The 22,130-nt window shown below is 70.8% G+C and carries 18 protein-coding genes; 9 read left to right on the forward strand and 9 right to left on the reverse strand.

Annotation, left to right across the window (positions count from 1 at the left end):
- Positions 1–88: 88 nt before the first annotated feature.
- Complete coding sequence (gene panB, locus ACWD04_RS15690) at positions 89–973, reverse strand: 3-methyl-2-oxobutanoate hydroxymethyltransferase (RefSeq protein WP_451132098.1); 885 nt, start codon at positions 971–973, stop codon at positions 89–91.
- A 197-nt stretch (positions 974–1,170) separates the two neighbouring features.
- On the opposite strand from panB, the gene ACWD04_RS15695 reads away from it, so the two are divergent.
- The 4 genes from ACWD04_RS15695 (at position 1,171) to ACWD04_RS15710 (ending at position 5,466) form a co-directional block, all read left to right on the forward strand.
- Positions 1,171–1,377: a hypothetical protein gene (locus ACWD04_RS15695; RefSeq protein WP_451132100.1), complete on the forward strand. Its 207-nt coding sequence runs from the start codon at positions 1,171–1,173 to the stop codon at positions 1,375–1,377.
- A gap of 239 nt (positions 1,378–1,616) precedes the next feature.
- The gene (locus ACWD04_RS15700; RefSeq protein ID WP_451132268.1) at positions 1,617–2,567 is read left to right on the forward strand and encodes an endonuclease/exonuclease/phosphatase family protein; all 951 of its coding nucleotides are present in this window, start codon (positions 1,617–1,619) and stop codon (positions 2,565–2,567) included.
- 318 nt (positions 2,568–2,885) lie between these two features.
- Positions 2,886–4,076: a Cmx/CmrA family chloramphenicol efflux MFS transporter gene (locus tag ACWD04_RS15705; RefSeq protein WP_451132102.1), complete on the forward strand. Its 1,191-nt coding sequence runs from the start codon at positions 2,886–2,888 to the stop codon at positions 4,074–4,076.
- A 181-nt stretch (positions 4,077–4,257) separates the two neighbouring features.
- Positions 4,258–5,466, forward strand: coding sequence for an MFS transporter (locus ACWD04_RS15710; RefSeq protein WP_451132104.1), 1,209 nt, complete (start codon positions 4,258–4,260; stop codon positions 5,464–5,466).
- Between the two features lie 159 nt (positions 5,467–5,625).
- Here ACWD04_RS15710 and ACWD04_RS15715 read toward each other — a convergent pair whose 3' ends face one another.
- The 4 genes from ACWD04_RS15715 to ACWD04_RS15730 form a co-directional block, all read right to left on the reverse strand.
- Complete coding sequence (locus tag ACWD04_RS15715; RefSeq protein ID WP_451132106.1) at positions 5,626–7,380, reverse strand: NAD+ synthase; 1,755 nt, start codon at positions 7,378–7,380, stop codon at positions 5,626–5,628.
- A gap of 126 nt (positions 7,381–7,506) precedes the next feature.
- Positions 7,507–7,932, reverse strand: a complete 426-nt coding sequence (locus ACWD04_RS15720; RefSeq protein WP_451132108.1) for a CBS domain-containing protein — start codon at positions 7,930–7,932, stop codon at positions 7,507–7,509.
- Positions 7,933–8,056: 124 nt separating this feature from the next.
- Positions 8,057–8,743, reverse strand: a complete 687-nt coding sequence (locus ACWD04_RS15725; protein ID WP_451132110.1) for a DUF305 domain-containing protein — start codon at positions 8,741–8,743, stop codon at positions 8,057–8,059.
- Entirely contained in the window at positions 8,740–9,414 is a 675-nt protein-coding gene (locus ACWD04_RS15730; RefSeq protein ID WP_451132112.1) for a DUF3105 domain-containing protein, read from the reverse strand. Before ACWD04_RS15730 ends, ACWD04_RS15725 begins: the two co-directional genes overlap by 4 nt.
- 242 nt (positions 9,415–9,656) lie before the next feature.
- Between ACWD04_RS15730 and glnA the strand changes: the two genes are divergently transcribed.
- Positions 9,657–11,018 carry a type I glutamate--ammonia ligase gene (glnA, locus tag ACWD04_RS15735; RefSeq protein ID WP_014156604.1) on the forward strand — a complete coding sequence of 454 codons (1,362 nt, stop codon included), beginning with the start codon at positions 9,657–9,659 and terminating at the stop codon, positions 11,016–11,018.
- Positions 11,019–11,408: 390 nt separating this feature from the next.
- Here the strand turns inward: glnA and ACWD04_RS15740 are convergent, their stop codons facing one another.
- Positions 11,409–12,653, reverse strand: coding sequence for an MFS transporter (locus ACWD04_RS15740; protein ID WP_451132270.1), 1,245 nt, complete (start codon positions 12,651–12,653; stop codon positions 11,409–11,411).
- A gap of 245 nt (positions 12,654–12,898) precedes the next feature.
- Between ACWD04_RS15740 and ACWD04_RS15745 the strand changes: the two genes are divergently transcribed.
- Both ACWD04_RS15745 and ACWD04_RS15750 read left to right on the forward strand, forming a co-directional pair.
- The gene (locus tag ACWD04_RS15745; protein ID WP_451132114.1) at positions 12,899–13,384 is read left to right on the forward strand and encodes a hypothetical protein; all 486 of its coding nucleotides are present in this window, start codon (positions 12,899–12,901) and stop codon (positions 13,382–13,384) included.
- Positions 13,385–13,814: 430 nt separating this feature from the next.
- Positions 13,815–14,606, forward strand: coding sequence for a putative protein N(5)-glutamine methyltransferase (locus ACWD04_RS15750; RefSeq protein ID WP_451132116.1), 792 nt, complete (start codon positions 13,815–13,817; stop codon positions 14,604–14,606).
- A gap of 21 nt (positions 14,607–14,627) precedes the next feature.
- Here ACWD04_RS15750 and ACWD04_RS15755 read toward each other — a convergent pair whose 3' ends face one another.
- Entirely contained in the window at positions 14,628–15,152 is a 525-nt protein-coding gene (locus ACWD04_RS15755) for a pyridoxamine 5'-phosphate oxidase family protein (protein ID WP_451132118.1), read from the reverse strand.
- A 191-nt stretch (positions 15,153–15,343) separates the two neighbouring features.
- On the opposite strand from ACWD04_RS15755, the gene ACWD04_RS15760 reads away from it, so the two are divergent.
- Positions 15,344–18,340 (forward strand): bifunctional [glutamine synthetase] adenylyltransferase/[glutamine synthetase]-adenylyl-L-tyrosine phosphorylase, encoded by a 2,997-nt coding sequence (locus tag ACWD04_RS15760; RefSeq protein ID WP_451132120.1) that lies wholly within the window; start codon positions 15,344–15,346, stop codon positions 18,338–18,340.
- 41 nt (positions 18,341–18,381) lie between these two features.
- Here ACWD04_RS15760 and ACWD04_RS15765 read toward each other — a convergent pair whose 3' ends face one another.
- On the reverse strand, positions 18,382–19,248 hold the full coding sequence (locus ACWD04_RS15765) for a phosphatase PAP2 family protein (protein ID WP_451132122.1): 867 nt from the start codon (positions 19,246–19,248) through the stop codon (positions 18,382–18,384).
- A gap of 186 nt (positions 19,249–19,434) precedes the next feature.
- A complete protein-coding gene (locus ACWD04_RS15770; RefSeq protein ID WP_451132124.1) occupies positions 19,435–20,478 on the reverse strand; it encodes a LacI family DNA-binding transcriptional regulator in 1,044 nt (347 codons plus the stop codon).
- 359 nt (positions 20,479–20,837) lie between these two features.
- Here ACWD04_RS15770 and ACWD04_RS15775 point away from each other — a divergent pair, with 359 nt between their 5' ends.
- Complete coding sequence (locus tag ACWD04_RS15775) at positions 20,838–22,109, forward strand: extracellular solute-binding protein (RefSeq protein ID WP_451132126.1); 1,272 nt, start codon at positions 20,838–20,840, stop codon at positions 22,107–22,109.
- Positions 22,110–22,130 lie beyond the last annotated feature (21 nt).

Genomic DNA, 22,130 nt, shown 5'->3' on the forward strand with positions numbered 1-22,130 from the left:
CGGTTCCAACCGTCCCGGAAACGGGCGACAGCCCGCCGATGGGGGAAGTCGGCGGGCTGTCGGTGGTGCGGCAGTGGTCGGATGGGTGTCAGTGGAAGGTGTGCTCCGCCGCCGGGAACGTGCCGCCGACGACCTCTTCGGCGTACTCCTTGGCGGCGTCGGCGAGCACCTGACGCATGTTCGCGTACTGCTTGGTGAAGCGCGGCACCTTGCCGCCGGTCAGCCCGACCATGTCGGTGTAGACCAGCACCTGGGCGTCCGTGTCGGGCCCTGCGCCGATGCCGACGGTCGGGATGTGCAGCATGCGGGTGACCTCGGCGGCCAGTTCGGCCGGGACGAGCTCCAGGACGACGGCGAACGCGCCCGCGTCCTGCACCGCCTTCGCGTCGCGCAGCAGCTGCTGGGCGGCTTCCTCGCCACGACCCTGCACCCGGTAGCCCATGGCGTTGACGGACTGTGGGGTCAGGCCGATGTGGCCCATGACGGGGATCCCGGCCTCGACCAGCAGCCGGATCTGCTCGTGGGAGCGCTCGCCGCCCTCCAGCTTGACCGCGCCGACGCCGGCGTCCTTGATCAGCCGGGTGGCGTTGCGCAGTGCCTGGACCGGGCCCTCCTGGTACGCCCCGAAGGGCAGGTCGGCCACGATGAGGGCGCGCTTGGTGCCCCGCACGACGGCGGCCGAGAGGATGGCCATCTCGTCCATGGTGACGGGCACGGTGGTCTCGTAGCCGAGGTGACAGTTGCCCATGGAGTCGCCGACGAGCATGACCGGGATTCCGGCCTCGTCGAAGACGGACGCGGTCATCGCGTCGTATGCGGTGAGCATGGGCCACTTCTCGCCCCGCTCACTGGCGGCGGCGATGTCGTGGACGCTGATGCGGCGGGTGCTCTTCCCTCCGTACAGGGCCTTACCGGCACCGGGAGTGGGACCCGCGGGGGGTGTGGCGGAATTCTGCGCAGCCTGAAGCGACATGGCCAACGGCTCCTTCGTCATCTCGAGGCACCCTGACGGCGTCCCCGGATCCCTCCCATGGTTGCATCCCGGAACCGGTCCCGGGAAGTGGGCCCACCGCACCCGGTGAACGGTGCGCGGCAGCCGGTGAGGACAGGACGGCGGACCCGCCCGGCCAGGGCCAGGAACCGTGCCGCGTCCGCCCCCGCAACGCGGCCGTGGAGCGGGCGATCCTGGACGCCGTCGTGGAGCCGCTGGCGACGGGGGAGACCCTGGACGGCCTGCACCGTCGTCCACCGCCCCCCGACGCGCCGCTGCCGGAGGACATCGCCGTGCGCATCATCCGGATGTTCCTCCAGGGCCTCGCGCCGCTCTCACTGGATGCGCAGGTCACAGCCGCGGAACCGACGGCCGCACCCGTGTGATCGTTGTGTCACAACCCGCACGTCCGCGGCCCCGGCCGGAACCCGCCGCACCGTATCGGTCGTCCCTATGGCAGTACGGCCGCCGTCGGCGGCAGGAACGGCGTCACCCATCGCCTAGGGTCGGGAGGCGCGGTGATGTGCAGGGCAAGCCAGTGAGGACGAGCGCAATGGTGCAGGCGTACAGGACGGACACCGAGACCACCGACGCGGGTCCGCGGCCGGACTCCCGATTCCGGGCCCTGCGTCACAGGCTGGCCTCCGACCGGGGCATCTGGCGGCGGGGCATCCTCCTGGCGCTCTGCTCGGTCCTCCTGACCGTCGTGATGGTCTTCCACTCGGACATCCCCAACGCCATCGGCAACACGGGCAGCCTCATCGAGACGTTCCTGCCCTGGTTCGGTCTTTTCGTGCCGGTGCTGCTGCTCCTCGGCCTGGTCCGGCGCTCCGCGACGGCGCTGATCGCCCTCGTCCTGCCCTTCGCTGTGTGGCTCAACCTCTTCGGCGGCCTGCTGTTCGCCGACAAGTCGGGCACCGGCGGCAACCTCACCGTCGCCACGCACAACGTCAACGCGGGCAACCCCGACCCGGCCGGCACCGCCCAGCAGGTCGCCGGTTCCGGCGCGGACATCGTGGCCCTGCAGGAGCTTCCGAGCGGCAAGGTGGAGGCGTACGAGGACGCGCTCGCCGACCGCTATCCGCACCACTCCGTCCAGGGCACCGTCGGACTGTGGAGCAAGTACCCGGTGACGGACTCCACGCCGGTCGACATCAAACTGGGCTGGACCCGTGCGATGCGCGCCACGGTCACGACCCCCGAGGGCCCGGTCAAGGTGTACGTCGCCCACCTCCCCTCCGTACGGGTCAAGCTGAACGCGGGCTTCACCGCCAACCAGCGGGACGACAGCGCGGACGCGCTGGGCGAGGCCATCGCCGACGAAACGCTGGCGCGGGTGGTCCTGCTCGGAGACCTGAACGGCACGATGAACGACCGCTCGCTGAACGCGGTCACCGCCCAGATGCGTTCCACCCAGGGCGCGGCGGGCGACGGCTTCGGCTTCAGCTGGCCGGCGTCCCTCCCGATGGCGCGGATCGACCAGATCATGGTGCGAGGCGTCGAGCCCCTCGCCTCCTGGACCCTCCCCGCCACGGACAGCGACCACCTCCCGATCGCGGCCCGCGTGCAGTGGTGAGCGCCGCCGCTCCGGCACTTGGTACGCTCCCACCCATGTCCAGCCCCGAGTCCGACAGACTCAGGCCGCCGGTTCGCCGGTGGCCGGTCCCTGACGCCGAACGCCCCTGACCCAGCGGTCACCCGGCTCCCCCCGTCACACCGTCGACCACCGCCGGATCTTCCGTGGCGGTGTGGGCCGACTCTCATGTCCCGTGCGTACACCGGACATTCCACCGCGTCGCCGTCCTCGCGCTCCCGCGCGTGACGACGGGCGCGGCCCGCATCCCCCTGCACGCCGCTCGTTCCTCCGACGGTTCCGTACAAGGGGCTCTTCCTCATGCCATTCGCTGTCTACGTGCTCGGACTCGCGGTCTTCGCCCAGGGCACATCGGAATTCATGCTGTCCGGCCTGCTCTCGGGCATCGCCGGTGACCTGCACGTCTCACTGGGTGCCGCCGGGCTGCTGACCTCGGCCTTCGCGGTCGGGATGGTGGTCGGTGCGCCGCTCACCGCTCTGGCCGGCCGCACTTGGCCCCGGCGCCGGGCGCTGCTGTTCTTCCTCGGCGTCTTCGTCGCCGTCCATGTCGTCGGCGCCCTGACCTCCAGTTACGGGGTGCTGCTCGCCACCCGGGTCGTGGGGGCACTGGCCAATGCCGGTTTCTGGGCGGTGGCGCTGGTCACCGCGCTGGCCTTGGTAGGCCCGCACCAGCGGGCGCGGGCCACCGCCGTGGTCGTCGGCGGGGTCACCGTCGCGTGTGTGGTGGGCGTTCCGGCGGGTGCGGCGCTCGGTGAGCTGTACGGCTGGCGCTCGGCGTTCTGGGCCGTGGCCCTCGTCTCCGTACCGGCCGCGGTCGCGTTGCTGGTGGCCGTGCCGGGCGGCCGGCCCGACGACGCGCCGCAGGTGAGCGCGAAAAGTGAGCTGCGTGCACTGGCCCGGCCCCGGCTGCTGCTGACGCTCCTGGTCATGGCGCTCGTGCAGGGGGCGACCTTCTGTACGTTCTCCTACCTGGAACCGCTGGTCACCCGGGTCACCGGCTTCGGCGCGGGCTGGGTGCCCGTGGTGCTCGCGCTGTTCGGCGTCGGCTCGTTCGCGGGCGTCGCCCTGGCCGGACGCCTGGCCGACGCCCGCCCGGACGCGATCATCGGGCTGGGCATGACCGCGCTGGCCGTCGGCTGGGCCGCACTGGCCCTGACCGCCGCCCACCCGGTTGCGGCCCTCGTACTCGTCCTGCTCCAGGGGGCACTCGCCTTCGGTACGGGTACGACACTGATCACCCGGGTCTTCCACCTGGCTCCGGACGCCCCCACGATGGCGGGCTCCTTCGCCACGGCTGCCTTCAACGTGGGCGCCGCGGCCGGCCCCTGGCTGGGCGGCCTGGTCCTCGGCGCAGGCTTCGGCTTCCGCGCGCCGGTCTGGGTGAGCGCCCTGCTGATGTGCCTGGCTCTCACGGGGGCGGGGGCGCTCTCGGCCTTCTCAGGCGCGGCTGGAAAGCCCCGCGCCGCGGAGGCGGGCGGGTTCACCGAGTGACGTCCACATCACACCCCGCCGCAACGGCATGTTCACGTCCGGGCATAAAACGTCTGAGAGACTTTGTTCCGACGGGGTACATAACCCGTCCCGGCAACGAAGCCGACGCTCCCGCACATACCTCGCTGTCGCCCGGCCCCTCCAGGGTCCCGGGCGGCCCCCTGCCCGAAAGGTCTTTTCCATGCCCCTGGCCCTGCTCGCCCTCGCTGTGAGCGCCTTCGGCATCGGCACCACCGAGTTCGTGATGATGGGGCTGCTGCCCAACGTCGCGGACGATCTGGGAACGTCCGTACCCACCGCCGGTTACCTCGTCTCGGCGTACGCGATCGGCGTCGTCCTCGGTGCCCCGCTGCTCACCGGTCTCGGCTCCAGGATCCCGCGCAAGCGGATGCTCCTGCTGCTGATGGCCGTGTTCACCGTCGGCAACCTCGCTTCCGCCTTCGCCCCCGACTTCGGCTGGCTGATGGCCGGCCGCTTCCTGGCCGGGCTCCCGCACGGGGCCTTCTTCGGGGTCGGCGCGGTCGTCGCCGCGCGCCTCGTGCCGGACGGGCGCCAGGCCCGTGCCGTCGCCACGATGTTCCTCGGTCTGACCGTGGCCAACATCGTCGGCGTCCCCGCGGCCACGCTGCTGGGGCAACACCTCGGCTGGCGCGCCACGTTCATGGTGGTCGCGGTGATCGGTCTGGTCGCGATGGCCGCGCTCGCCCGCCTCGTACCGCAGATTCCCGTCGCGGCGCACCAGGGCGTACGCCGTGAACTGAGCGCGCTCGGCAACCGGCAGGTCGTCCTCGGCCTGCTCACCGCCGTCCTCGGCTTCGCGGGTGTCTTCGCCGTCTACTCCTACCTCTCGTCCATGACGACCGAGGCGATGGGCTTCGGCGAGTCCTCGGTGACGCTCGTCCTCGCGCTCTTCGGCATCGGGATGACCCTCGGCGCGCTGGCGGCGGGACCGCTGACCGACCGGGCGCTGCGTCCCACCCTCTACGGCGCGCTGGCGGCCCTGGCAGTCGTCCTCGTCGTCTTCCCCTTCACGGTGCATGTGCAGTGGGCGGCGCTGGTCATGGTGGTGCTGCTCGGCGGCGTCGGCTTCATGACGACCACGCCGCTGCAGATGCTCGTGATGAACAAGGCGAAGGACGCCCCCACGCTCGCGTCCGCCTCCAACCACTCCGCCTTCAACCTCGCCAACGCGGGTGGGGCCTGGCTCGGCGGGGTCGCCATCACGGCAGGCTGGGGCTGGACGTCCCCGGCCCTGGTCGGTGCGGTGCTGGCCGCGGCCGGACTCGCCGTGGCGGTCACGGCGGGTGTGCTGGACCGGACGCCGGGTACCTCCCGCATCGTGGCGTCCGGGGTGGCGGTCCGCGACGAGCGGAAGGTCGACGTGCACTGACGGACGCGGTACCGGCTGACGCCCCACACCGTCGCCGACCCGGTACGCCTCTGCGCGGTGAAGCCGCCCGTACCGGTCCTCGGCGGCGCCACCGGCACGCCTGCCCAGGACAGAGCCGGTCCGCGACCGTGGTCGCGGACCGGCTCCCGGTGTCCCGCGTCAGCTCAACTCGCGCCAGTGGTTCGTGATCGGCAGCCTGCGGTCCTTGCCGAAGCCCTTCGGCGAGATCTTCGTGCCCGGCGGGTACTGCCGCCGCTTGTACTCCGCCGTGTCCACCATCCGCAGCGTCCTCGTCACCAGGGCTTCGTCGAACCCGGCCGCCACGATCGCGTCCCGGCCCTGGTCCCGGTCGACGTACAGCTCCAGGATGCGGTCCAGCACGTCGTAGTCCGGCAGTGAGTCCGTGTCCACCTGGCCCGGGCGCAGTTCGGCGCTCGGAGGCTTGGTGATGGACGCCTCCGGGACGGGCGGGGTCTGACCCCGCTCCTCGGCGGCGCGGTTGCGCCACTTCGCGAGGCGGAAGACCGAGGTCTTGTACACGTCCTTGATCGGCCCGTACGCGCCGACGGAGTCCCCGTAGAGCGTGGAATAGCCCACCGCCAGCTCGGACTTGTTGCCCGGCGCCAGCACGATCTGGCCCTCCTGGTTGGAGACGGCCATCAGCATCGTGCCGCGCAGCCGCGACTGGAGGTTCTCCTCGGCCAGCCCGGTGAGTTCCAGCGACCCCACGTACGCGTCGAACATCGGCTCGATCGGTACGGTGCGGAAGTTCAGCCCCGTACGCCGGGCCAGCTCGGCCGCGTCGTCCTTGGAGTGGTCCGAGGAGTACTTCGACGGCATCGAGATGCCGTACACGTGCTGAGCCCCCAGCGCGTCGCAGGCGATCGCCGCGACGAGTGCCGAGTCGATGCCGCCGGAGAGCCCGATCAGGACGCTCGTGAATCCGTTCTTCGCGGCGTACGCGCGCAGGCCCACGACCAGCGCCGAGTACAGCTCCTCGTCGTCGTCGAGCCGCTCCGCGTACCCTCCGGCGTACTCCGGCTCGTAGGCGGGGAGCGGGGCCTCGCTCAGGACTACGTGGTCGATCCGCAGCCCGTCGTTGACGATCCCGGACGGCGCCTCGGCCGCGGCGGCCGGCAGGTCCAGGTCGAGGATCACGCTGCCCTCGGCGAACTGGGGTGCGCGGGCGATGACCTCGCCGTCCTTGTCGACCACGATCGAGTCCCCGTCGAAGACCAACTCGTCCTGTCCGCCGATCATCGCCAGATACGCGGTCGTGCAGCCGGCCTCCTGGGCGCGCTTGCGGACCAGCTCCAGCCGGGTGTCGTCCTTGTCCCGCTCGTACGGGGAGGCGTTGATCGACAGCAGCAGTCCGGCCCCCGCGGCTCGTGCGGCCGGGACGCGGCCGCCGTCCTGCCACAGGTCCTCGCAGATCGCGAGCGCCACATCGATGCCGTGCACCCGCACGACGGGCATCGAGTCGCCCGGCACGAAGTACCGGAACTCGTCGAAGACGCCGTAGTTGGGCAGGTGGTGCTTGGCGAAGTTCAGCGCGACCTGCCCGCGGTGCAGTACCGCGGCCGCGTTACGCGGGGATCCCGCGGGCTGTCCGTAACGTGCCGCGGCATGCTCGGAGCGGTCGAGATGACCGACGACGACCGGTAGCTCCCCGAAGCCCTCGTCGGCGAGGCGGGCGGCGAGCGCGCGCAGCGTGGTCCGCGAGGCCTCGACGAAGGACGAGCGCAGGGCCAGGTCCTCGACGGGATACCCGGTCAGCGCCATCTCCGGGAACGCCACCAGGTGGGCACCCTGCTCCGCGGCGTGCCGGGTCCAATGGACGATCGAGTCGGAGTTGCCGGCCAGGTCACCGACCGTCGCGTCGATCTGATTGAGTGCGAGACGTAGTTGAGGCACCCGGCCAGTCTAATCGTCTGACTGACGCGATGTCCTGGCGCGCTTCCGTCCGGAAGCGGTGGACCGCCCCCGGGCGGAGTCGAGGGACGTGCCCCGGCGACTGCGCGGGGGCACGCCCTTGGCGGGTCAGGCGCGCGAGTAGACCTTCTCGGCCCAGCCGGCGACCTGCTCGTCCGAGAGGTGCAGTGCCAGATCGGCCTCGCTGATCATGCCGATCAGCTTCTTGTCCTCGACGACCGGGAGCCGGCGGATCCGGTGGCTCTGCATCTCCTCCAGCACCGCGTCGACATCAGCCGTCGACTCGATCCAGCGCGGAGTGCCGTCGCAGAGCTCGCCCGCCGTCACCCTCGACGGATCCTGCCCCTCCGCCACGCACTTGAGCACGATGTCGCGGTCGGTGATGATCCCGACCATCCGGTCCTGCTCACCGTGGGCGGAGACGGGGAGCGCCCCCACCTTGTGGTCCCGCATCATCTGAGCGGCGCGGTCGAGCGTTTCGTGGGCGGGGACCCAGTGGGCCCCGGTGTGCATGATGTCCTTGGCCGTGGTCATAAGGTTGCCTCCTGCGTGCCGGTGCACACTGCTGTACGGCCCCGAGTCCTTCCATCGTCGGTGGCCCGCCCGGCGCACGCGAGTGCTGTCACCCGTTCGGGCGTACGCCGGGGCGGTCCGGCGCTCAGGTACGGGGCGTGACCCCCCGTGCCGCGAGCATGTCCGCCATCAGGTCCAGCTCGGACTGCTGGGCCGCGACCATGCCCATGGCCAGGCGCTTCTCCACGGGCACGGTGCACTGCTCCGCGCAGCCGCGTGCCATCGCGACGCCGCCCTCGTGGTGGTCGGTCATCAGCTGCAGGAAGAGGATCTCGGCCTCCTTGCCGTCGGCCTCACCCAGCCGTTCCAGCTCGGTCCTGGTCGCCATGCCGGGCATGAGGGCCCCGTCGTGATCCTTGCCCTCCTTGCCCTCCGTGCCGTGCATCGCGTGGCCGCTGTGGGCGTCCGCCATCCACGCCATCGGGCCCTGCCCTTCGGGCGCCGTCTTCGGCAGTTCCCACAGATCCAGCCAGCCGAGCAGCATGCCCCGCTGGTTGGCCTGCGTGTTGGCGATGTCGTACGCGAGCCGCCGTACGTCCTCGTCCTCGGTCGCGTCCCGCACGAGGAACGACATCTCCACGGCCTGCTGGTGGTGGACGGCCATGTCCCGCGCGAAGCCCGCGTCCGCCGACTCGGCCGAAGGCGCGCGGGTGCCGGACGCGGCCCCCTCGTCGCGCGCGGCGGCGACCGTCGCCGCACCGGCGAACAGCAGGGCCAGGGCCACGGCGGAGCCCGTCACCCACCGTGTACGCCGGGTGAGCACGGGGCTCACCCGGCGACCCCGCCGGTGCAGGGCGCGCCCGGCTCGGGTGTCTGCGCGCCCTGGACGTACCGCGCGAAGAACCGGGCCACCCGCGGGTCGTCCGCACCGTGCACGGTGACCTGCTTGCCCCAGGCGCTCAGCATGATCGCCCCGGCCTGGCCCTCGTACGGGGACATCAGGGAGTACGAGGTGTTCCTGACCCGTGACGAGAGCGCTTCGACATCGGAGCCGGACGCCTCGCTGTTGTACGTCACCCAGACCGCGCCGTGCTCCAGGGAGTGCACGGCGTTGACGTCCGGCACGGCCTTTTCGTATACGACGCCGTCGCAGTTCAGCCACGCCGGATTGTGGTTCCCGCCGACGGGAGGCCGCGTGGGGTACGTCACGTCGGTCGTGACGTGCTTGCGGGGCAGCAGCTTCGCGTCCCACGTCTTCTCGTCCGCGATCGGCTCGGCGGCGAGCCTCTTCCTCTCCTGCTCGGTCTGCTTCGAGTCCTGCGCCTGGCTGTCCTCGGTCCTCTCCATCGCCTCGGACTTCTCCAGGAGCATGTACGAGCCGAAACCCACCAGGCCGGCGACCACGACGACGCTCAGACCTATGGCGACGACCCGGTTGCGGCGGTCGCGCGCCCGGTCTGCATCGCGCATCGGTTCTGTGCGGGTCCTGCGGTCGAAGCTCATGACGTCGGGTCCTTCTGCCAAGGGGTCGGGAGGGACGGGAACGAGCGGAACACCTGGGCGCGGAGGGCCGTGGCCGAGCGGCCGCGCCCTTGCACACCATGGGGCCCGAGCGTAGTGGGTGGCCGCGTGCTCTCTCTCACACCACGTGCGTAATCTGGGTGAAATCCCGGGTCGTGATACTGAGGTGTCTCCCCTACCCCGGGCGGTGATGCACGGACCGTCTGAACTGCAAGGATGTGGCTATGGACAAGCAGCAGGAATTCGTCCTCAGGACCCTTGAGGAGCGCGACATCCGCTTCGTACGGCTGTGGTTCACCGATGTTCTCGGTTACCTCAAGTCCGTCGCTGTGGCCCCGGCCGAGCTCGAACAGGCCTTTGACGAGGGCATCGGTTTCGACGGCTCCGCGATCGAGGGCTTCGCCCGTGTATACGAATCGGACATGATCGCCAAGCCGGACCCCGGCACGTTCCAGATCCTTCCGTGGCGCGCGGAGGCCCCGGGCACGGCGCGGATGTTCTGCGACATCCTGATGCCGGACGGCTCGCCCTCCTTCGCGGACCCGCGCTTCGTGCTCAAGCGCATCCTCGCGAAGACCTCCGACCTCGGCTTCACCTTCTACACCCACCCGGAGATCGAGTTCTTCCTGCTGAAGAACAAGCCGGTCGACGGCAGCCGCCCCACCCCGGCCGACAGCTCCGGCTACTTCGACCACACCCCGCAGAACGTCGGCATGGACTTCCGCCGCCAGGCGATCACCATGCTCGAATCGATGGGCATCTCCGTCGAGTTCAGCCACCACGAGGGCGCCCCCGGCCAGCAGGAGATCGACCTCCGCTACGCCGACGCGCTGTCCACCGCCGACAACATCATGACCTTCCGCCTGGTCATGAAGCAGGTCGCGCTGGAACAGGGCGTGCAGGCCACCTTCATGCCGAAGCCGTTCTCGGAGTACCCGGGCTCGGGCATGCACACCCACCTCTCCCTTTTCGAGGGCGACCGCAACGCCTTCTACGAGTCGGGCGCCGAGTACCAGCTGTCGAAGGTGGGCCGCTCCTTCATCGCGGGCCTGCTCAAGCACGCAGCGGAGATCTCGGCCGTCACGAACCAGTGGGTCAACTCGTACAAGCGCATCTGGGGCGGCTCCAGCCGCTCCGCGGGCGCCGGCGGCGAGGCCCCCTCGTACATCTGCTGGGGCCACAACAACCGATCCGCGCTGATCCGCGTCCCGATGTACAAGCCCGGCAAGACCGGCTCGGCCCGCGTCGAGGTCCGCTCCATCGACTCCGGCGCCAACCCCTACCTGACGTACGCGGTGCTGCTCGCCGCGGGCCTCAAGGGCATCGAGGAGGGCTACGAGCTCCCGGCCGGCGCCGACGACGACGTCTGGGCCCTCTCCGACTCGGAACGCCGCGCGATGGGCATCGAGCCGCTGCCGCAGAATCTGGGCGAGGCGATCTCGCTGATGGAGAAGAGCGAGCTGGTGGCGGAGACGCTCGGCGAGCACGTCTTCGACTTCTTCCTGCGCAACAAGAAGCAGGAGTGGGAGGAGTACCGCAGCGAGGTCACGGCCTTCGAGCTGAAGAACCTGCTGCCGGTGCTGTAGGCGCAGGTCAGGGGCTTATGCAGCACTAAGCGGGCGGGTCGCCCGGCCCATCAGAGGCGACCCGCCCGCAGTTGTGATCAGTCCTGGGCCGTCTGTGGGCCGTCAGGCCAGGACGGGCGCGATCCACGAGGCCCCCGAGCAACGTGATGGAGACGTCAGGCATCTCGATCAACAGCCCGGGGGCCTCGCTCGTCACGCTGCACGGCCCGTCACCCGATCGGTGGCCGACCCGAAGACCGAGGCCGGCCGCGCCGCTGACGTCCAACGGCGACGACATGACGAAACTCTGCGGCCACCCGGTCCGAAGAGTCTCCCTCTGACTCACCCGCGTCCCCTCGGAGGCGGGGTCGGGGCCGGCGCTTCCGTACGTCGTCGGAGCCCGGAGCCGTCTCAGTCGCCCTGGGAGGTCTGCGGGATGTCCTTTGCCGCATCGGGCGCGGGAGTCGCAGCACTGTGAACCCCCGTGCGGCGGCCGCCGATGGCCGGGGCCAGGAAGATCGCTACGGCGACGAAGGCCAGGACCACGATCATGGCCGAGCGCAGGCCGTAGTGGTCGCCCAGGAAGCCCAGGCCAGGGGGACCGACGAGGAAGGCGATGTAGCCGATCATCGCCACCAGGCTGACGCGGGCAGCCGAGTCCGGGCCGGAGTCGCCGGCAGCGGAAAGGGCGACGGGGAAGCCGAGGGAGGCGCCCAGGCCCCAGAAGAGCACTGCGGCGCCGGCGAGGACCGGGGAGTCGGCGAAGATGACGAGGGTGAGTCCAAGGGCGGCGGAGATCGCGCTGGCCCGGACGACGGGGGCGCGGCCGAAGCGGTCGATGAAGAAGCCGCCGCAGAAGCGGCCGATCGTCATGGCTGCGGCGAAGCCCGCGTAGACAGCCGATCCCAGGGCAGGGTCCACGCCGTGGCCGTCGACCATGAGCAGCGGCAGCCAGTCGTTGGCGGCGCCCTCGGCCAGGGCCATGGCGAGGATGATGCCGCCGATCAGCAGCAGGCGCCTGTCCTTCCGGACCGCGGCACGGGCCGGCGCGGTGCCGCCGTCCGTCGGCCGGGTCCCCTTGGTTCTGCCGACCGCGGAGGGGATGGCACGGAAGGCGTACACGAACATCCCGGCCGCGACGACGGCCACGGCGGCCAGATGCCACGCCACCGGGAACTCCACGGCGGTGCACAGGATGCCGACTCCGGCGCCCACGACGGTGCCCAGGCTGAAGAAGCCGTGCAGGGTGGGCAGAACCATCCGGCCGGTGATCTGCTCGACCTCCGCGCCGTCGATGTTGACCGCGACCTCTGCGCCTCCCATTCCCGCGCCGGAGAGGAACAGCCCGGCGGTGACGGCCGGGGCGCAGGACAGCATGGCCCCGCAGCCGATGACCGCCAGGCCGAGGATGACCAGGACGGTGCCCACGCCCATGACCGGCCGGGTGCCGAACCGGGCCACCAGTGCCCCGGAGCTGAGGATGCCGAGCATGGAGCCGACGGACAGCCCGAACAGGACGAGCCCCATCTGTGCGGTGGAAGCGCCCAGTTGGTCCCTGATGTCAGGCGTCCGCGTCACCCAGGAGGAGATCGACAAGCCGGGCACGAGGAAGAAGAGGAACAATGCCGCTCGGCGGCGACGGGTGGCCAGGTCCATCAGGTGTGTGACTTTCACGAGTACGGGGAGGGGCGGACGTCACCCGGGCTGAGTATGTACGAACGTACACTCTCGGTCGGACAGAGTGAAGCGGGCCAAGGTGAGCGACGGACGAACGGAAGATGCCCGTACGGCCGGTCGGCTCCGCCGCTCGACCCCGGGCGTGCGAGGGTTCGTACCGGGGCAGCGGTATCCGTACACCGAGGGCGGCCCACGCCCCACCGACGAGCCGAGGAGGACGGCGCATGACGACGCTGGCCGTGACCGGGCACATCGACCTGACCGAGAAGAGCGTTCCGCTCCTGCGGGCCGCGCTGCGTGAACTGCTGGCGCCGTACAGCGAGGACCTCACGGGGGTCTCGTGCATCGCTGCCGGAGCCGACTCGCTCTTCGCGGAGGAGGTCTCCGCGATGGGGGGCCGCCTCGTCGTCGTCATCCCGTCCCTGGACTACCGGAGCGAGGTGGTGAAGCCGGAGGACGGCCCGGTCTTCGACCACCTGCAGGAAACGGCCGTCGAGGTGCAGACCCTCCCGTACGAGACCGCCGACCGTGCCGCGTACGAGGCGGCCAACGGGGAGCTGTTGAAGCGTGCGGACCGGCTCGTCGCCGTGTGGGACGGTACGCCGCCGTCGGGGAACGGCGGCGGGACGGCCGACCTGGTCGCGGAGGCCCGACGAGCCGGCATGCCGGTGGACGTGGTCTGGCCGGACGGGGCCGCGCGACGCGGCTGAGTCACCTTCCGCCATCGAGCACGAGGCCGAGCGCGCCGGGAGGACGGCCGACGCGGTGAACGAGCCGCCTCACAGCTGCTTCGGGCCTCTCCGGGATCCGGGGGCCCCGGGCAGCGCGGGACATCTGTCGTATGTGGCGCGTCGCCTGTCTGCCGGCTGTCCTGATGCCGGGATCCAAGTCTCCAAACGCCGTGAGGAGTGGCCACAGGGCATCGGTGCGGCCGCTCGAAGATCCTCTCCCATGACGCGTGCCGGCCGGAGGGAGTTGGAGGCTTCCGGTAATGTGACGCGTCCCGAGACCGGGACCGACCCAGGAGGTGAGACCCATTACCGCTTCAGCAGGCTGGGCGCTCACCCCTCGCCGTCGCGTGGCCCACCGGGCCTGAGCGACCGCGGAGCGCCCATCGGTTCACCCGAAAGGCTCCGCCCCGTGCAGGAATTCGCCCCATCGCTCACCCTCTCCTCTCTCGTCACCACGCTCCGTGCCGCCGGCTGTGTCTTCGCCGAGGACGAGGCGGAACTCCTCCTCTCCGCGGCGGCGGCCGACCCCGCCGGACTCGCCGTCATGCTGGAACGCCGGGTAGCCGGTCTGCCGCTCGAGCACGTGCTCGGCCGGGCCGAGTTCTGCGGACTGCGGATCTCCGTGAGCCCCGGGGTGTTCGTTCCCCGGCGGCGTACCGAATTCCTCGTCGCGCAGGCTGCGGCACTCGCACCGGCCCCGGCGGTCGTGGTCGACCTCTGCTGCGGTTCCGGGGCGCTGGGTACGGCGCTTGCCTCGTCGCTGGACGGCGTCGAACTCCACGCCGCCGACATCGAACCCACCGCTGTGCGCTGTGCCCGGCGCAACGTGGGCGCACTCGGTACGGTCTACGAGGGTGACCTCTTCGCGCCCCTGCCCCGTTCGTTGCGCGGGCGGGTCGACGTCCTGCTCGCCAATGTGCCGTACGTACCGACCGAAGACATCGAGCTGCTGCCCGCCGAGGCGCGCGTGTACGAGCCGCGCGTCGCGCTCGACGGAGGCGGCGACGGGCTCGACGTGATGCGGCGCGTCGTCGCCGAGGCCACCGACTGGCTGGCCCCGGGTGGCAGCCTGCTGGTCGAGACGAGCGAACGGCAGGCCGCGCGTGCCGAGGAGGCGGTGGGGAGCAGTGGGCTCGTCGCGCGTGTGGTCGTCTCCGAGGAGCTGTACGCCACCGTCGTCATCGGGACCAGGCCCCGGTAGCCGGGGAGGGGCGCGTCCGGCTCAGGCGAAGCGCCAGCGCGTCTGACCGTACGGGTCGCCCTTGGCGAAGCCGAAGGCCGTGCGGGGGGTCACCGCGAAGACCTCCGCACGGCCGCCCGCGCCGTTGGAGAACAATCCGTCCGTGACGCCGAAGTGCCACTCGGCGCCGTACTTCGCCTCCCAGGCCTCGGCCAGCGCGACAAGCCGCCGTTCGTCCGTCACCCTGGCGGCCCGGCCCTCCACCACCACGTCGAACCCCTCGCGCAGCGTGTTGGCGCCGGTGGTCAGGACGACCTCCGGGTTGGCCGCCAGATTGCGGGCCTTGCGTTCCGAGGGGCCCGTGCAGAAGTGCAGCGCGCCGTCCGCATAGAGGCCGATCAGCGGGGTGACGTGCGGGCGGCCGTCGGGGCGGACCGTGGACAGCCAGTACAGCTCGGCCCCCTCCAGCAGCGCGACCGCCTCCGCCCACGGGCGGGCGGTGGCGTCCTCGCCGCTGTAGTGCGGGTCCAGCGAGGTCTCGGGAACTGCGGTTTCCTTGGTGGGCATGGCGAACCTCCAGTGGCGGCAGCGCGGCTTTTCGTGGCCGTTCTCGATCGTCCTCGTGAAGTACGGACTCCGCCCCCGCACCCCATCCATCGGTGCGGGGCGGGGCCCTTCGTCCGGATCAGGCCTGATCCGGACGAAAGGCCTTAGGCTCGAAAGGCGGATATGTGTGATCGGCAGGCAGGAGACGCAGGATGACGACGGTGCCGGGACGCAGAAGCAGTACGTTCACCCGCCTGCTGAGGCACGGTTTCACTGATCCGTCCGCCGCCGAACGGCTGCTGGACCTGCCCGAGCTCTCCTCCGTACGGGCCGATCCCGTCCTCTTCGAGGCCCTCGGAGCGACCGCGGACCCCGATCTGGCGCTGCACAGCCTCGTACGGCTCGTCGAGGCCGAGGAGGCCGAGGAACGGCAGGTCCTGCTGGACACGCTCGTCACGGCCAAGCCGCTGCGGGACCGGCTCCTCGGGGTCCTCGGGTCCTCCGAGGCGCTCGGGGACCACCTGGCGCGGCATCCGCGCGACTGGCACGCGCTGGTCACGTACGAGGCCACCGATCTGCACCCCGGGGTCGCGGAGTTCGAGTACATGCTCAGCGACGCCGTCGACCCGGACTCGCTGCGGGTCGCCTACCGCAGGTCCCTGCTGTCGATAGCGGCCCGCGACGTGTGCGGGACGACCGACGTCGCCCAGGTCGCCGCCGAGCTCGCCGACCTCGCGACGGCCACCTTGCGGGCGGCGCTCGACATCGCCCGCGTCGCCGCGCCCTCCGATGCCGCGCAGTGCCGGCTCGCCGTCATCGCGATGGGCAAGTGCGGCGGACACGAGCTGAACTACGTCTCCGACGTCGACGTGATCTTCGTGGGCGAACCCATGGACGGCGCGGAGGAGAGCGGCGCCCTGCAGGCCGCCACCCGGCTCGCCGCCCACCTGATGCGGATCTGTTCCGACACCACCGTCGAGGGCACCATCTGGCCCGTCGACGCCAACCTCCGCCCCGAGGGCCGCAACGGGCCTCTCGTACGGACCCTGTCCTCGCACCTCGCCTACTACCAACGCTGGGCCAAGACCTGGGAGTTCCAGGCGCTGCTCAAGGCCCGGCCGGTCGCCGGGGATCCCGAGCTGGGCGCGGACTACGTCGACGCCGTGTCGCCGCTGGTGTGGCAGGCCGCCGACCGGGAGAACTTCGTCGGCGACGTACAGAAGATGCGGCGCCGCGTCGTCGACAACATCCCCGTCGACCGGGTCGACCGCGAGCTCAAGCTCGGCCCCGGCGGGCTCCGGGACGTCGAATTCGCCGTACAGCTGCTCCAGCTCGTCCACGGCCGCAGCGACAGCTCCCTGCACTCCGGCTCCACGCTGGAGGCTTTGCGGGCCCTCGCCGACGGTGGGTACGTCGGGCGGGCGGATGCCGCGCAGCTGGACGAGGCGTACCGCTTCCTGCGGGCCATGGAGCACCGCATCCAGCTCTACCGCCTGCGCCGCACCCACCTGGTCCCCGAGGCAGAGGCCGACCTGCGCAGGCTCGGGCGTTCCCTGGCGCTGCGTACGGACCCGGTCGCCGAGCTCAACAGGGCGTGGCGGCGGCACGCCACCGTCGTACGGCGGCTGCACGAAAAGCTCTTCTACCGGCCGCTCCTGGACGCGGTCGCCCAGCTCGCGCCCGGCGAGAGCCGGCTGAGCGCCAAGGCCGCCGTCGTCCGGCTGGAGGCCCTCGGCTACGCAGATCCGACCGCCGCACTGCGGCATCTGGAGGCCCTGTCGTCGGGGGTCTCCCGCAAGGCCGCGATCCAGCGCACGCTGCTGCCGGTGCTGCTCGGCTGGTTCGCGGACTCAGCCGATCCGGACGCCGGGCTGCTCGGCTTCCGGCAGGTGTCCGACGCGCTCGGCAAGACCCCGTGGTATCTGCGGCTCCTGCGCGACGAGGGCGCCGCGGCCGAGAATCTCGCCCGGGTCTTGTCCGCCGGCCGGCTCGCCCCCGACCTGCTGATGCGCGCGCCGGAGGCCGTCGCCATCCTCGGCGACCCGGAAGGGCTGAAGCCGCGCGGCCGGGATCACCTGGAGCAGGAGGTACTGGCCGCGGTCGGCCGCGCCCCGGGGGCCGAGGCAGCAGTCGCGGTGGCGCGCGGGATGCGGCGGCGGGAGCTGTTCCGTACGACGGCGGCCGATCTCATCGGCTCGTACGGCACCGAGGACAACCCCGCGGAGACGGACCCGGGCGCCCTCGTCGACCGGGTGGGCTCCGCGGTCACCGACCTGAACGCCGCCACGCTCTCCGGGGCGCTGCGCGCAGCGGTACGCGACCGGTGGGGCGACACCCTGCCGACCCGGTTCGCCGTCATCGGCATGGGCCGCTTCGGCGGGCACGAGCTGGGCTACGGCTCGGACGCCGACGTCCTGTTCGTGCACGAGCCCCGGGAGGGGGTCAGCGACGAGGAGGCGGCCCGGGCCGCGAACACCGTCGTCGCGGAGATGCGCAGACTGCTGGAGCTGCCGACCGCCGACCCGCCGCTCCTCATCGACGCCGACCTACGGCCGGAGGGGAAGACCGGGCCCCTGGCGCGCACCCTGAAGTCGTACGAGGCCTACTACCGGCGCTGGGGGCTGACCTGGGAGAGCCAGGCACTGCTGCGCGCCGATCCGATGGCCGGGGACGAGAAGCTGGGCCGCGCCTTCGTCGAGCTCGTCGACCCGCTGCGGTACCCGGTGGAAGGTCTGGGGGACGACGCGGTCCGGGAGATCCGGCGGCTCAAGGCGCGGATGGAGTCCGAACGCATGCCGCGCGGGGCCGATCCGACTCTCCACACCAAGCTGGGGCGCGGAGGGCTGAGCGACGTCGAGTGGACGGTGCAGCTGATCCAGATGCAGCACGGCTGGGTCGAACCCGGGCTGCGGACCCCGCGTACGCGCCAGGCGCTGGCTGCGGCGTGCGCGGCGGGGCTGATCCCGGCGGAGGAGGCGCAGACGCTGGACGAGGCGTGGGTCCTGGCCTCGCGGGTGCGTAACGCGGTGATGCTGGTGCGGGGGCGGCCAGGGGACACGTTCCCCTCGAACCCCCGTGAGCTGACGGCGGTGGGCCGCTACCTGGGCTACGAGCTGGGGCGCGTGGGGGACATGCTGGACGACTACCGGCGAATCACCCGGCGGGCCCGGGCGGTGGTGGAGGAGCGGTTCTACGGCGCCGCGGGCTGAGGCGGCGGGGCTCGCCGCCGCCCGGGGGGCCGTGCCGGGGCCTACGCCTCGGCACGGTCCTCGGCACCGGGGCGGGCCGGGTCGGCCCGCCCCGCCGGCTCGGGCGACCGGGCCGGCGGCCGGCGCAAGGCGCGCAGGCGGGCCGTGCCGGGAGACTGCACCCGTTTCGGCAGGCGGTGCGGCAGTGTCCCGTACCAGGCGTAGGAGATCACCACTCCGAACGCAAGGCAGGCCGCACCACCCACCGCGTCCAGCCAGAAGTGGTTCGCCGTCGCCACGATCACGACCAGCGTGGCCACCGGGTAGAGCGCGCCCAGGATCTTCGCCCAGGGGGCGGTGGCCAGCGCGCACATGGTCAGCCCGCACCACAGGGACCAGCCGATGTGCATGGACGGCATCGCCGCGTACTGGTTCGACATGTGCTTGAAGTTGCCCGAGGCCATCGAGCCCCACGTCTGGTGCACCAGCACCGTGTCGATGAAGCCGCTGCCGTTCATCAGCCGGGGCGGTGCCAGAGGGAAGACGTAATAGCCGAGCAGGGCCACCGCCGTGGTGGCGAACAGGGCCAGGCGGGTGGCCGCGTAGCGGCCCGGATGGCGGCGGAACAGCCAGATCAGCACACCGATGGTCACGACGAAGTGCAGGGTCGCGTAGTAATAGTTCATCGACACGATCAGCCAGGTCACCGAATTGACGGCCCGGTTGACCGTCTCCTCGAAGGCGAGGCCCATGGTGTGCTCGAGGGACCAGATCCAGTCGGCGTTCCGCAGAGCGGCGGCCTTCTGCTCGGGGACGGCGTTGCGCACCAGCGAGTAGAGCCAGTAACTGACCGCGATCAGCAGGATCTCGAACCAGAGACGCGGGCGGCGCGGGGAGCGCAGCGAGCGGAGGGAGACGTGGGTACGCATAGGTGACGGGCTGATCGCTCTCGTGGAACCGGAGGCCTTCGTTCCGTCAGAGACGGGTGACGGGGTGGCCGCCGTGCGGTCTTCCTGTGTGGTCACGTGCGATTCACCCATAGGCGCAGAGTCTGCCAGATACGTCCCCTCTGCCCGATGATCCTCCGGTCGGGGCCCGGTCGCACATCCAGTACTTTACCGGCGGCCGCGGGCCGCGGTGGAGGGACCCGGGCCGGCGGCCGTTGAACCGCGTACGACCAGTTCGGGCATGAACACGAACTCGCTGTGCGGAGCGGGGGTGCCGCCGACCTCCTCCAGCAGGGTGCGCACGGCGGCCCGGCCCATCGCCGTCACCGGCTGCCGGATCGTGGTGAGCGGCGGATCGGTGAACGCTATGAGGGGCGAGTCGTCGTACCCGACCACCGAGAGGTCGCGCGGCACATCCTTGGACAGCCTGCGGGCCGCACGGATCGCGCCGAGCGCCATCATGTCGCTCGCGCACACCACCGCGGTGCAGCCGCGTTCCATGAGCGCCGATGCGGCCGCCTGGCCGCCCTCCAGCGTGTACAGGGAGTGCTGGATCAGCTCCTCCACCGCGTCGGCGGTGAGATCCAGCTGCTCCCGCATCGTGGCGTGGAATCCCTCTATCTTGCGGAGCACCGGAACGAAGCGCTTGGGCCCGACCGCCAGACCGATGCGCTGATGGCCCAGCGCCACCAGGTGTGTCACCGCGAGCCGCATGGCCGCCCGGTCGTCGGGGGAGATGAACGGGGCCTGCACCTTGGGGGAGAAGCCGTTGACGAGGACGAACGGGACGCCCTGAGCCCGCAGTTGCTCGTAGCGCTGCATGTCGGCGGAGGTGTCGGCATGCAGTCCGGAGACGAAGATGATCCCCGAGACCCCGCGGTCGACGAGCATTTCCGTGAGCTCGTCCTCGGTGGACCCGCCAGGGGTCTGGGTCGCCAGCACCGGCGTGTAGCCCTGCCTGGTGAGCGCCTGGCCGATCACCTGGGCCAGCGCGGGGAAGATCGGGTTCTCCAGCTCCGGCGTGATCAGGCCGACGAGCCCGGCGCTGCGCCGGCGCAGCCGGACGGGGCGTTCGTAGCCGAGGACGTCGAGTGCCGCGAGGACGGATTCACGGGTGGCCGCTGCGACACCGGGCTTGCCGTTCAGTACGCGGCTGACCGTCGCTTCGCTGACCCCCGCCTGAGTTGCGATATCGGCAAGCCGTGCGGTCATGCCACCGGACTGTACCGGGCGCGTGTCGGATTGCCCACCGCGTACGGACTTCGGGCGTTCCACCTCGGCGATCACCGGTCGGCGGCCTTGATGCAGCAAGATCTTGCAAGGTCTTGCGGGCGCCTCCAGCCCGCCGTGGTCTGATCGTAGTACCGCCATCAGGGCGGGCCTGGCCAGGTGCCGCAGGGTGCATGGGCTTCCGTCAAGAGGCTTGACGGCAACCTTGCGGACACGCCAATGTAACGATCAGCAGAGCTTGCAGAAATCTTCCGCAAACTCTTTCGGTCGTCTTTCATCCTTGTTACGTTCACGTCGACCCGGCGCCGCGACGGAGCGGTACGGCAGTTGAAGGAGTTCAGATGCGACGTGGCATAACGGCCACCGCCCTGGTCGCGACCCTGGCGCTCGCGGCGACCGCCTGCGGAAGCGATGACGAGTCCGGCGGCGGCAAGAGCTCGGGCGAGCTCTCCGGCACGGTGACGTGGTGGGACACCTCGAACGTCGGCAGCGAGGACAAGGTCTTCGAGAAGATCGCCGAGGGCTTCGAGAAGAAGCACCCCAAGGTCGATGTCACGTACGTCAACGTCCCCTTCGGCGAGGCGCAGAACAAGTTCAAGAACGCGGCCCAGGCCGGTTCCGGTGCCCCCGACGTCATCCGCTCCGAGGTCGCCTGGACCCCCGAGTTCGCGGACCTCGGCTACCTGGCCCCGCTGGACGGCACCCCGGCGCTGAAGGACCAGGACGACTTCCTCGAGCAGGCCGCCGCGTCGACCAAGTACAAGGGCAAGACGTACGCGGTCCCGCAGGTGATCGACTCCATGGGCATCTTCTACAACAAGAAGATGTTCGCGGACGCCGGCGTCGAGCCGCCCGCGAAGATCGCCGACCTGAAGACCATCGCCAAGAAGATCAAGGACAAGACCGGCAAGACCGGTCTCTACCTGCGCGGCGACGACTCGTACTACTTCCTCTCCTTCCTCTACGGCGAGGGCGGCGACCTGGTCGACGCGGACGCGAAGACCGTCACCGTGGACAACGCCGAGGGCGTCAAGGCGTTCGGCGTCGTGAAGGACCTCGTCGACTCCGGGGCGGCCAAGACCGACGCCACGGACGGCTGGGAGAACATGATGCAGTCGTTCAAGAACGGCGACGTCGCGATGATGATCAACGGCCCCTGGGCCGTGGCCGACACACTCACCGGCAAGGAGTTCACCGACAAGGCGAACCTGGGCATCTCCACGGTGCCGGCCGGCTCCGCCGCACAGGGCGCCCCGCAGGGCGGCCACAACCTCGGCGTCTACGCGGGCTCCGAGAACCTCGACGCCTCCTACGCGTTCGTCGAGTACATGACCTCGGTCGAGTCCCAGGCGCAGACCGCCGGTGAGCTGAACCTGCTGCCGACCCGCACCTCCGCGTACTCCGAGAAGGAGGCCGTGGACAGCGAGATCGTCCAGTTCTTCAAGCCCGTCGTCGAGACCGCCGTCGAGCGTCCCTGGATCCCGGAGACCGGCAGCCTCTTCGCCCCGCTGAACGTCGAGTACACCAAGGTCCTCACCGGCCAGTCCACGCCGGAGAAGGCCGCCAAGGCGACCGGCGACTCCTACCGCAAGCTCCTCGAGGGCTGGAAGTAACCCAGGAAGGCAGGCCGGCTG

This window comes from Streptomyces sp. NPDC002911 (genome assembly GCF_053591835.1).